Origin of the sequence: Roseimicrobium sp. ORNL1 (genome assembly GCF_011044495.1) — a bacterium.
Taxonomy (GTDB): domain Bacteria; phylum Verrucomicrobiota; class Verrucomicrobiia; order Verrucomicrobiales; family Verrucomicrobiaceae; genus Roseimicrobium.
Window position 1 is genome coordinate 5662213 of record NZ_CP049143.1, and the last position, 12015, is coordinate 5674227.

The 12015-nt window shown below is 60.2% G+C and carries 10 protein-coding genes; 4 read left to right on the forward strand and 6 right to left on the reverse strand.

Annotation, left to right across the window (positions count from 1 at the left end):
- Nucleotides 1-8 precede the first annotated feature (8 nt).
- Both G5S37_RS22875 and G5S37_RS22880 read right to left on the reverse strand, forming a co-directional pair.
- A complete protein-coding gene (locus G5S37_RS22875; RefSeq protein WP_165206996.1) occupies nt 9-1253 on the reverse strand; it encodes an MFS transporter in 1245 nt (414 codons plus the stop codon).
- Nucleotides 1254-1313: 60 nt separating this feature from the next.
- Nucleotides 1314-2204, reverse strand: coding sequence for a helix-turn-helix domain-containing protein (locus G5S37_RS22880; RefSeq protein ID WP_165206998.1), 891 nt, complete (start codon nt 2202-2204; stop codon nt 1314-1316).
- A gap of 131 nt (nt 2205-2335) precedes the next feature.
- On the opposite strand from G5S37_RS22880, the gene G5S37_RS22885 reads away from it, so the two are divergent.
- Together G5S37_RS22885 and G5S37_RS22890 are read left to right on the forward strand one after the other, a co-directional pair.
- Nucleotides 2336-3289: an amidohydrolase family protein gene (locus G5S37_RS22885; RefSeq protein ID WP_165207000.1), complete on the forward strand. Its 954-nt coding sequence runs from the start codon at nt 2336-2338 to the stop codon at nt 3287-3289.
- Between the two features lie 200 nt (nt 3290-3489).
- Nucleotides 3490-5220: an amidohydrolase gene (locus tag G5S37_RS22890; protein WP_165207002.1), complete on the forward strand. Its 1731-nt coding sequence runs from the start codon at nt 3490-3492 to the stop codon at nt 5218-5220.
- A gap of 16 nt (nt 5221-5236) precedes the next feature.
- Here the strand turns inward: G5S37_RS22890 and G5S37_RS22895 are convergent, their stop codons facing one another.
- Nucleotides 5237-5458 (reverse strand): hypothetical protein, encoded by a 222-nt coding sequence (locus G5S37_RS22895; RefSeq protein ID WP_165207004.1) that lies wholly within the window; start codon nt 5456-5458, stop codon nt 5237-5239.
- A 120-nt stretch (nt 5459-5578) separates the two neighbouring features.
- Here G5S37_RS22895 and G5S37_RS22900 point away from each other — a divergent pair, with 120 nt between their 5' ends.
- Together G5S37_RS22900 and G5S37_RS22905 are read left to right on the forward strand one after the other, a co-directional pair.
- A complete protein-coding gene (locus G5S37_RS22900; protein ID WP_206026113.1) occupies nt 5579-6370 on the forward strand; it encodes an arginine deiminase-related protein in 792 nt (263 codons plus the stop codon).
- 300 nt (nt 6371-6670) lie between these two features.
- On the forward strand, nt 6671-7132 hold the full coding sequence (locus G5S37_RS22905; protein WP_165207008.1) for a YbaK/EbsC family protein: 462 nt from the start codon (nt 6671-6673) through the stop codon (nt 7130-7132).
- Nucleotides 7133-7428: 296 nt separating this feature from the next.
- Here G5S37_RS22905 and G5S37_RS22910 read toward each other — a convergent pair whose 3' ends face one another.
- From G5S37_RS22910 to lat, 3 genes are all read right to left on the reverse strand, one after another.
- Nucleotides 7429-8805 (reverse strand): hypothetical protein, encoded by a 1377-nt coding sequence (locus tag G5S37_RS22910; RefSeq protein WP_165207010.1) that lies wholly within the window; start codon nt 8803-8805, stop codon nt 7429-7431.
- A 151-nt stretch (nt 8806-8956) separates the two neighbouring features.
- Nucleotides 8957-10576, reverse strand: coding sequence for an aldehyde dehydrogenase family protein (locus G5S37_RS22915; RefSeq protein WP_165207012.1), 1620 nt, complete (start codon nt 10574-10576; stop codon nt 8957-8959).
- A gap of 39 nt (nt 10577-10615) precedes the next feature.
- Nucleotides 10616-11956 carry an L-lysine 6-transaminase gene (lat, locus tag G5S37_RS22920; RefSeq protein ID WP_165207014.1) on the reverse strand — a complete coding sequence of 447 codons (1341 nt, stop codon included), beginning with the start codon at nt 11954-11956 and terminating at the stop codon, nt 10616-10618.
- Nucleotides 11957-12015: the final 59 nt, after the last annotated feature.

Sequence of the window (12015 nt, forward strand, 5' to 3'; positions counted from 1 at the left end):
AGCGGGCGTTACTTCTTTCTGCTGCCTTCAATGTTCGGCAGGAAGATGGTCAGCATGCCAATCAGCGGCAGCCATGCGCAGCCGTGGAAGACATCGATGATGCCCACATGGTCTGCCACCTTGCCCAGCACTGCAGCACCGATCCCCGCAATGCCGAAGGCGAGACCAAAGAAGAGACCAGCGATGAGTCCCACCTTCCCCGGCAGCAACTCCTGCGCATACACGAGGATGGCGGAGAACGCCGAGGCCAGCACCAGGCCAATGATCACCGTGAGCACCACCGTTACTGGCAGGCTGGCATACGGCAGCCACAGGGAGAACGGCGCCACGCCCAGGATGGAAACCCAGATCACCCGCTTCCTGCCGATGCGGTCGCCAATGGGACCACCGGCAATCGTACCCACCGCCACCGCGAAGAGGAAGGCGAACAAGTAGATCTGCGAGGCCTGCACGGAGACGTGGAAGCGCTCCATCAGATAGAACGTGTAATAGTTCGTGAGGCTGACCAGATACACGTACTTGGAGAAGGTCAGCGCCACGAGCACCAGCAGCGAATACACAATAACTTTCGTGGGCAGCAGCTTCAGCGGCTTCAAGCTCGATGCAGCAGGATTGCGACGCTGATGTTGCAAGCGCCGCGACACCCAGGTGCCAATGTGCCACAGCACAAACATGCCCAGGCCCGCCACCAGCGAGAACCACGCCACGTGTCCCTGTCCTCGCGGCACGATGAACAGCGCTGCCAGCAAGGGACCGAGTGCACTGCCCGCATTGCCACCCACTTGGAAGACAGACTGCGCCAGGCCACGGCTGCGTCCCGCTGCCATGTGCGCCACGCGTGAGGCTTCCGGGTGGAACACCGCCGAACCCATGCCCACCAACGCGGCAGACACGATGATCATCGAGTAGTTATGCGCTTGGGACAGCATCAGCAATCCCACCAGCGTGAGACCCATGCCCACGGCCAGCGAATAGGGCAAGGGGCGCCTGTCCGTGTACAAGCCCACCAGCGGTTGCAGCAGAGATGCCGTACACTGGAAGGTGAGCGTGACCATGCCGAGCTGGCCAAAGGTCAGTCCCTGACTCTCTTTGAGCAGTGGATACAGGGAGGGAATGAGCGCCTGGATGGTGTCATTCAATAGGTGCGAGAAACTGATGGCGAACAGCACTGCAAAGACCGTCTGCTCCGCGGTAGAGGTCGCGGTCTTTTCAGGCACCGGCGTGGGTGCTTCACTGAGGGTTGAGGAAGACATGGCCGGATAGCCTTCCAGAAGTGCCAGAATGCTCAAAGACTGCGGCTGGTGACAATCCGGCTATCGCTGGTACTTTTCTCGGATCTCCTCCCGGAACTCAGCCGGGGTCCGTTTCGTTTCGCGGCGGAAGAAACGGGAGAAATACGAGGGGTCTTTGAACCCCAGGTCGTACGCAATCTCGGATACATCGAGCTCAGAATGGGAGAGCTGCCGCTTCGCATCCAGCAATCGGCGGTCACGGATGATGTGTCCAGCCGACACACCATTTTCCTCACGCACCACATCGTGAAGGTGATTGGTCGTCACGCCAAGAAGGCGTGCGTAGTCAGACACCTCATGCAGGGTGCGAAAGTGCAGCTCCACATGAAGGTGAAACTGCCGCGCCAGCATGCCCGCCCGTGAAACATGACGCCGCGGATGCAGCCGTGCATAGAGGCGATCCATCCGCACCAGCAGGATATGTAACTGCGCGCGCAACACCTCGGCCGCACCGGATAGGTCTGCATTGAACTCCCGCTGCAACTCCGAGAACATCTCCAGAATCGGAGCCGCTTCACGATGCGGCACCGTGAGCCACGGCTTCGCCTCCGCAGGGAAGAAGAAGGGATAGTCAAAGAGCCGGCTGGGCGGAGGTGCACCACCATCAAAGAACGCCTGGGTGAAGGAAACCGTGGTGCCACGCATGCCCTTCGCTGGCCGCGCCGTGTGCACCTGCCCCGGCGTCATGAAGACCACCGTGGTGCCACTCGCACTGAACTCCTGAAAGTCATGCATGACCTCCGCCTTGCCCACGAGGATGAAGATCTGGAAGAAGTCATGATAGTGCGGCCGGATGCGCCGCGGATCCTGCGCCAGGGAGTCCATGAAGGGAATCACCACAATGCCCTGCTGACGCAAGTCCTCCTGCTGGGACTCACTCATCCCAAACTCCGGAAAAGCACGGCGGTTCATGAAGAAGATAACGGTCACATCAAACCGTCCGACGCACAAACATGCAACACCCTTATCAAGACGCCTGCATGAGCCGCCCCTCGGCATGCGTTGTGATGTCACGTCCACACACCCGTCCCACGCTTCATTTCATGAACCGCCGCCACTTTCTCCGCAGCACCTCCCTCGCCACGGCCGGGCTCGCCACAGCGTCTTCCTCACTTCCCCCCTCAGCGTCAGCGGCTGCGCCCTATCCCATCATTGATACACATGTGCATTTCTATGACCCGAAGCGTGCCGGTGGCGTGCCGTGGCCACCGCAGAACTCGCCTCTCTACCGCACGGTGCTGCCTGATGACTGGGCCAAGCTAGCCGCGCCACACGGTGTGACCGCCACCGTAGTAGTGGAGGCCAGTCCGCTCGTGGAGGACAACCAGTGGATCCTCGACATCGCGTCCGAAGACAAGCGCATCGTAGGCCTCGTGGGAAATCTCGATCCCATGGCCGCGGAGTTCGCCGCCAATATCAAGCGCTTCGTGGTCAATCCGCTCTTCTGCGGCATTCGTAACCGCCGCCCAAACGCCGAGCTCCCGGACCTGGTGGGGCAGCCGCAGTTCATCAAATCGATGCAGCTCATGGCGGACAAGGGACTCGAACTCGATGTGAATGGCCCCATGGACTCGCAGGGCGAGGCTACCGCGAAGCTGGCGGAGACGATCTCGGATCTCCGCATCGTGATCAATCACCTCGGTGCCTCCGGTGATCCCAAGTCCCTGCGCCCCGGATGGAAGGAAGGCATCAAGCGAGCTTCTGAAAATCTGAACGTGTACTGCAAGGTGAGTGCCCTCGTGGAGCAGACGAAGGCAGAGTATGGCAAGGCTCCCAAGGACACGGCCTATTATCTGCCCATCCTCGATCACCTGTGGGAGTGCTTCGGTGAGGATCGTCTCATCTATGGCAGCAACTGGCCCGTGAGTGACAAGGGTGCGGGGTATGATGTTGTCTTCCGCATTGTGAAGGAGTACTTCACCTCGAAAGGCGAGGACGCGGCACGGAAGTACTTTTATCGGAACTCGGAGAAAGCGTACCGGTGGGTGGCGAGGTGAGTGAATCGCCTACCGGCAAGGCAAGTCACCTCTCCATGGGAGCAGGAATGCTCCCACTCCTTGACGAGTGCCGCATTCTGTTGCGGGAACTGCCTTCAAGGATCGGGGACATTCCTGTCCCCGTTCTCGCATGCCCCTGATGTTCCATCGCGATGGAACAACTCCCAGAAACTTTCTCTCCCAGTTCGCGTACATGAGCCATGCGTCCGCATCTCCTCACGCTGGCTTCCGCACTCCTGCCCCTTCTGCCCACGGCACTCGGCGCTGCCCCCGCCCTCATCCTGCACGGTGGCAAGGTCATCACGGTGGATGACAAGTTCTCCATCCACCAGGCCATTGCCATTGAAGATGGAAAGATTCTCGCAGTTGGCAGCGATGCCGAGGTAACAGCACTCAAGGGTCCGGACACGCAGGTGCTCAATCTGGAAGGCAAGACCGTGATGCCCGGGCTCATGGATTCACACGTGCATCCGCGCGCGGCGCTGACGGAGTTCGATCACGAGATGCCCATCATGGAGTCCATCCAGGACGTGCTGGACTACATTGCCATGAGAGCGAAGGCCGCGCCAGAGGGCTCGGGCATCGTGGTCAGCCAGGTCTTCATTACGCGACTCAAGGAACAACGATATCCCACCCGCGCAGAGCTGGACTCCGTGGCACCGAATCATCCTGTGAGCTTTGCCACCGGCCCGGATGCGATGCTGAACTCGCTCGCGCTGCAGATGAGCGGCATCACCAAGGACTTCAAGATCACGGATGGTGGTCCCGGCAAAGTGGAACTGGATCCGACCACGGGTGAACCCACCGGCCTGCTGCGGGAGATGGGACGCTTCATCAAGGTGAAGCAGACAACGAAATCCCCCACCCCGGCACAGGTCTATGAGCGGACCATTGAGCTCTTCCGCGACTACAACAGCGTGGGCCTCACCACCGTGTGCGATCGCGGCGCCAGCGCGGACTCCATCGCCCGGTATGAATCCATGCTGAAGAAGGGAGACCTCACCGTGCGCATGCGCTGTTCCCACACCTTCAGCAGCGGCGGCATGTGGCGCACCATCGAGCAGAGCATCGATCAGGTGCTACAGAATCCGCTGACCAAAGGCGATGACATGCTGCGCATCGTCGGCACGAAGATCTGGCTGGATGGCGGCATGCTGACCGGCAGTGCCTACATGCGGGAACCCTGGGGAGTGAGCAAGATCTACGGCATCAGCGATCCCGCCTTCAAGGGTACGCTGAATGTGCCGCCGGACAAGCTGCGCCAGATGATTGACAAGGTCACCAGCGCCGGCCTGCAATTCACCGCGCACAGCGTGGGTGACGGCGCGGTGCATGAGTTGCTGGATGCCTATGAGGAGATCAACACGAAGCACTCCATCCGCGACACGCGCTCCTGCATCACGCACAGCAATTTCATGAGCAAGGAGGACGTCGAGCGCGCGGCGAAGCTCGGGGTGATGATGGACATCCAGCCCATCTGGCTGCATCTGGACTCACGCACGCTGCTGGCCCAGTTCGGCCAGGACCGCACACGCTGGTTCCAACCGCTGAAGACCATCTTCGAAACCGGCGGCATCGTCGGTGGTGGTAGCGACCACATGCAGAAGATTGGCTCCTTCCGCTCGGTGAATCCCTACAATCCCTGGCTGGGCATGTGGATTGCCATCACGCGAAAGGCACGTCACCTCGATGCTCCCATGCATCCTGAGGAAGCGCTCACTCGCGAGCAGGCGATTCGTTTCTACACGGTGAACAATGCGAAGATCCTCTTCCTGGAGCAGGTCACGGGCACCCTGGAGAAGGGCAAGGCCGCAGACTTGATTCTCGTGGATCGCGATCCGCTGATCTGTCCCATCGATGACCTGCCCAAGACCACTGTCCTCAAGACATGGCTGCAGGGCAAGCTGGTGCACGAAGCCAAGGCAAACTAAGCGCGCCACGCATCGCTCAGCGCACGACGCGATACACGCCACCGCAAGGCTCGGCCATGGGCTGCACGCGGTGCGTTTCCATGAGCTTGGCCCACACCGACGGGAGTTCCTTGATCATCTCAGGGTGCTCACTGGCGGTGCGTCGTACCACCTGGCGCAGGGTAAAACGTTCCCCTCCCACCGCACGGCATATACTCAGCACGTAACTCTCCGCCTGAAATTCTTTGGTCGTGTTCACTCGTGATCGCTTCCTTTCGGCGGAGGGTTCGCAACAAACATGGCTTCCGCGTGCATTTTATTTTGCATGGTAGGCCACAGTGAACGCAGCAATGTCCTCACCACATGTGTCAGACCATTCATGCACCGGATGCTGTTATGTCCTCCGGAGTTCTATGAAGTCCGGTACGAGATCAATGCGTGGATGAGCCTGGCCGATGCCCCTGACCACGAGCTTGCAGTGAAGCAGTGGGAAGGACTGCGCGAATGCCTGCTGGGTATCGGTTGCGCAGTGGATTGCCTGCCACCACAATCCGGCTGGCCGGACATGGTCTTCACTGCGAATGCTGGCGTAGTGCGCGGAACCAGCGTGCTTCTGAGCAATTTCCGCCACGAGGAGCGCGCCGGGGAATCTCCGTGGAATGCACTGTGGTTCCAGCAGCACGGTTATGAGGTCGCTCGCATTCCCGCGCATCTAGCCTTCGAAGGAGAAGGCGACGCCTTGCAGTGCGGCAAGGTCTGGGTCTGCGGCTACGGCTTCCGCACAGATGAAAAGGCACATCGCTGGGTGGAGGATTGGGCTCGCGAGCCTGTGGTGAGTGTGCACCTCGTGGACCCTCACTTCTACCATCTGGACACCTGCTTCTGCCCTCTGCGTGAAGACTTCGCGTTATTGCATCCCGAGGCCTTCGACTCCATCGGGCAAAATGCCATTCGCACCCTGATCCCAGAGCTCATTGAGGTCACCGGAGAAGAAGCGCGGCGCTTTGCCTGCAACGCCATCGTATCCGGTTCCCACATACTGCTGCCGGAGGGATGTGAACAAACAGAACATCGACTGCAGGACCACGGCTACCAGACGCATGCGCTGGCGATGAGTGAGTTCATCAAAGCGGGTGGTGCCTGCAAATGCCTGGCTCTCGTACTGGAGTGAGTAATGACTTCCTCTATGGGCCAATTACCATCCTTCATGTTTGACTCTGCGCCTAAAGAAAGGCTATACTGACCTCGTGTTCTAAAAGGGAAGGAGGTGCCGATGACTGGCTGCCGTATTTACCGAACCATTTGAACCGCAAGCGGTCCTGCCACAGGGCGGGAGAAGTCCGCTGCGACGCCTAGAAAAAATGCCCGCACCGCCATCGATGCGTGTGTGGATGTTTTGCCAATACCAACCCGGATGAGGGCAGTTGGTAATGCCTGTCCGGACGAAATCCCAAGAAAGGCTTTTCCCCCCATGCTTGCTCAGAAACTCAAAGATTTCCTCGATCAGAAGAAGGTGAAGTACATCACCATCGCGCACTCTCCGGCGTTCACCACGCAGGAAGTGGCCCAGTCCGCGCACGTGCCTGGCCGTATCATGGCCAAGACCGTGATGGTCATCATCGATGACGCGCTCGCCATGGCCGTGCTGCCATCCAATCACCGGGTCATGCTTGATGACCTGCGCGATGTCACCGGCACGGAAGATGTGCGCCTCGCGCGCGAAGATGAGTTCAAGAGCTTCTTCCCCGATTGCGAAGCCGGCGCAATGCCTCCCTTCGGCAATCTGTATGATATGTCCGTGTATGTGTCCCCGCTGCTGGCGGATGAGACCGAGATCGCCTTCAATGCGGGCTCGCACACGGAGATCATCAAGATGCTCTACCGCGACTTCGAGCGCCTCGTGTCCCCACGTGTGGCGAACTTCACGACTTGATGCCTTGAGAGTGTGATTCGCGTTTGGGTAACCACTAATGCACACTAACGAACACTAATTTTTGAAACCTGAAGGAGCCATCGATGCCATGTAAGATTGGGAGTGACCAGACTCCGCTTACCTTCCTGTGCAAACCTTCACAGCGATCTCGCCCTCAAAAATTAGTGCCTATTAGTGTTCATTAGTGGTTTTCCCAACGCACCATTCTCTCCAGGCGCCAATCCTCCCTTTCACCTCTCCTCCATTAGCGAACGTCAGCGTCTATTAGCGGTCTACCTGCTGCATCCTAGCATTGCTTAATGCACCAGCTGCACCCGCGGATCCACCGCGGCGATGATGGCGCTCACGGACTTTTGATTGAATCCCTTGAAGCCGCCTTTGCGCTGGAGATTCTCCAGGTGGCTGCCAATGGCGCCTTCGCGCATGAAGGTGTCGTACTGCTGCTGCGTGATCAATCCCTCACGCCGCAATCGCTCTGCGCGCTCTGGGCGCACCGCCCAGCGTTCCCCTTCGGTGAAGGCCTGCTTGAGGAAGGGCAGATCCGAGAAGGGCTTCATGGTCTGAACTCCTTCGCTCGCGAGCTGCTCTCGCAGGAGTGCATAGTCAAAGCGGCACTCCAGATGATGCATGCCGGCCTGGAGGAAGCTCTCTCCATGCAGTCCCACCCACAGCCCGATTGTCCCCAGGCGCGACGAGTGCGGAAGCTGGATGCGTGAAAAATCGATCTCCGTCTCCTCCGGCTCCAGATCCACATCACAGAACGCCACCAATCCCTCCACCGGCTGCTCCAGAATCTGCGCCCCCCACCCCGCCTGGGCACCGGCGTAGTAGCGCTCCCGCCGCTCGAAGCCCAGCTTCTCCAGGGCCTGCATAAGGTCCACGAAATGATGGCGTGATGAACGGAAGGTGTGGTGATCATGATTGGCCCAGCCCAGTCCCAGCCGATCCTGGCGCGCCTTCTGGACCTGTGCCGCCCGGTTGCGCCGCTGCCAGAAGGTGCGCTCTTCCGCGAAGATGGCCGCACAAGCGACATCACGACCCGCCACGCCAATCACGCGATTCAGCCACGATTGGGTGCGGCTCCACCCGACCGCGTCATCCTCAAAATCGCGTGGCCGCGTCCTCCAGCTTTCATGGGCAATCAAGGTCGCCGCTGCGCGCCCCGGCACCAGCGTCGCGGGAATGTAGCCGCGATACCCGCGCCTTTCGACGACCAGGAGTCGCACGCCGTTCTCCTCTGCTACCACCGCCGTTCGGTAGCGCGTAAGGGGTGAGCCGTTGAGGTTCCCGCTGACTCCGTGAGCCGCGAGGAAATCTGCGATGCTGTCCGCATGGATCGCGACCGTCATCGGCTCATCGGGATCCGCCACGAGCACCCGGGGTAGCATCGCCTCCGGATGCCACAGTGCCGGCGCTCCCTCCGGCGTCTCGCCAAGCGGGTCCAGCGTGTAGCCTGCCTCGCGGAAGGTCCGCAATTCCTCCTCATGCACCGCCAGGTGATCCACCCAGTCGATCAAGAGGGTGCCTGTTTCATCCCGCATGCGCCTTTCCAGCGCCGCAATGAACTCAGACTTCGAGGCACAGGCGTGCAAGCACTCGATGACCGCGTCCTCTGCCTCCTGGCAAAGCGGCCAGTCGAACCTGGATTCCCTTGAGGTGTCTGATGTCTCCATCTTCGTTCCCGTGTGGGCAGTTGCTCGAACAAAGCATATACACTTTTCGCAGTTGGATAGCTCGATCGAAATTACAGTTCAATACAGTGTAGTTGGAATCACTAGAATGTCCTACGATGTTGCAAACGCGTCCTTACAAGACTCCCCACCTTCACTGCTCTGAGTCGCCGCCAAATTTGATGCCCTGGGCCAGCGGCATGTCCTTGCCATAGTTGATGGTGTTCGTCTGCCGGCGCATGTAGTTCTTCCATGCATCGGAGCCGCTTTCCCTGCCGCCGCCGGTGTCCTTCTCTCCGCCAAAGGCGCCTCCGATTTCTGCTCCACTGGTGCCCGCGTTCACATTGGCAATGCCGCAATCACTCCCCACCACGCTGAGGAACTGTTCCGCCTCCCGGAAGTCATTGGTGAAAATCGCCGAGCTCAGACCTTGGGGCACATCGTTATGCATCGTCAAAGCATCCCCGAAGTGCTCGTACGTCATGAAGTACAGCAGTGGCGCAAAGGTCTCCTCCTGAACAATCGGCATTTCGGGTGCGACCTCAGCGATGCAGGGTGTCACGTAGCAACCACCGGGATAGGCATCCTCCCGCAGCAATTCATCATCCTCAGGCAGGAACATCCCACCCTCATCAGACAGATGCTCGATAGCCAGCACCGTGGCGGTATCCGTGTGTAGAATCTTGCCGCCACACAACACCGTGCCGCCTTCGCGTTTCAATCGGCGGATGGCATGGATCATGGAAGCCACGGCCTGACGGTTGATGAGAGGGCCCATGAGGGTATCTGCATCCAGCGGGTTCCCAATTCGCACCTCCCTGTACGCGCGCAGCAGCCGCTCCTTCAGCGCGCTGGCAATGGACTCGTGCGCGATCACGCGACGCGTGGAGGTGCAGCGCTGTCCCGCGGTTCCCACGGCGCCGAAGAAGATGGCTCGCACCGCCAAATCGAGATCCGCGCTGGGTGTCACGATCACAGCGTTGTTCCCTCCAAGTTCCAGCAAGGTGCGGCCCAGTCTCGCATGTACCTGCTGGGCCAGCTTCCGGCCCATGGCGCAGGACCCCGTGGCCGAGATCAGCGGCAGCCTGCGGTCCTCCACCATCCTCGCGCCTGCCTCTTCCGCCGGTCCACAGAGCAGGGTGAAGATGGCGGGATCTGCCCCAGTCTCATGACACACTTGTGCGGCAATCTTCGTCACCGCGATGGCACACAGTGGTGTGTGGCTGGAGGGCTTCCACACCACAGAGTCGCCGCACACCGCTGCCAGCGCAGCATTCCACGACCAGACGGCTACGGGAAAATTGAAGGCGGTAATCACTCCGATGATGCCCAATGGATGCCACTGCTCCATCAGCCGATGGCTGGGGCGCTCGGAGGCGATGGTCAATCCGTGAAGCTGGCGTGATAAGCCGACTGCGAAGTCACAGATATCAATCATCTCCTGCACCTCGCCCTCGCCTTCCGCAAGAATTTTGCCCATCTCCAGCGTCACCAGTCTTCCTAGGTCTGCCTTGTGATGGCGCAACGCATTGCCCAGCCGGCGCACCGTTTCCCCGCGCACCGGTGCCGGAGTGGTGCGCCACTTCAGGAATGCCTCCTGCGCTCGCGCAATGGCACGCTCACAATCACCCGCGTCTGCCTGTCTCACCCGGGCAATGACCTCGCCGTCAATCGGCGAGATACTCTCCAGCGTTTCCCCCCGGCCGCTCCACGCCCCATCGAAGACGCCATCATTCCATGCGGACAATCCAAGACGCTGGAGGCAGGCATCCATGACGGTGGAAACAATAGGTGGCCAATAGGAGGAGCGCACTCACACGACGGGAAGCGAAGTGCGCCGGCATTGCTTCTCGAGAATCTCAATGGTCCGATCAATCGCACTCTCCGGGAGGTCCAATGCCGGACGGAAGCGGATGGATCGTTCCCCGGATCGCAGCGCCAGCAGTCCCAGGTCGTACAGTCCCTTGTAGAACTCGTCCCGAATCTGGCGGGTGGGCAGGTCAAAGGCGATCATGAGCCCACGCCCACGCACCGCCGTGATCACGGGATGCACGCTTGAGAAGATGCGGAGGGCCTCCAGAAACTTGTCCCCCACAAAGGCCGCATGCTCCAGCAACCCCTCCTGCTCGATGAGCCGGAGCACATGCGTGGCGCGCACCATGTCCACCAGGCTTCCGCCCCAGGTGGAATTGATGCGGCCCGAGAGGCGGAAGACATTATCCGGCACCTCATCCAGGCGCGGCCCGGCCATCACCCCACACGCCTGCACCTTCTTGCCGAAGGCCAGCAGGTCCGGCAGGACTCCAAAGTGCTGGCAACACCACATGCGCCCCGTGGTACCTCCACCGGTCTGCACTTCATCAAAGATGAGCAGGATGTCATGCTCGTCGCATACCTTGCGCAGCGCGCGCAGCCAGGCGGCACTGAAGTGACGATCGCCGCCCTCACCTTGAATGGGTTCAATGATGATCGCGGCAATGTCCTCGTGGTCACGCTCCACCACATTCCGCAGCACCGCCTCGCACTGCGCCTCCTTGCGCGCGGCATCCTTCTCCCGGTCCGATTCCGCCAGGTTGAAGTCCAGCGCAGGCGCCGCCACCCTCGGCCAGGGAAACTTCGCAAAGTGCGCCGTCTTCACTGGGTCCGTATTTGTCAGACTCAAGGTGTAGCCACTGCGCCCGTGAAACGCCTGCTCGAAATGCAAAATGGCCGTGCCGCGCTCACCACGGCCTGCAGCCAGATTCTTCCGCACCTTCCAGTCCATGGCTGCCTTCAGGGCATTCTCCACGGCGAGAGCCCCGCCTTCAATGAAGAAGTACCGCTCCAACGGAGGCAGTCCGGCGACGTCGCGGAAGGTGCGGACGAACTCGGCGTACAGCGTGGAATACACATCCGAGTTCGCCGCCTTCGCCCGGGCGGCCACCAATAGATCCCGTTCAACCTCGGGACGATGCATCCCGGGGTGATTGAATCCGAGGGGCAGCGAGCCGAAACATCCATACAGGTCCAGGATGGTCCGCCCCGTAGCAGCATCCACCACATTGCAGCCCTTGCTCTTCTCAAGGTCCAGGACAATGCCAAATCCATCCAGAAGGATGTGCTGGCCCAGCGTGCGGAGAGCTTCCGCCGGGGCAATATGCCTGCGTGCACTCATAACAAAGGATACCAAGCTTAACCCCCGCTCGCAACGCTCGTGGACGGGAAGAAGCAGGG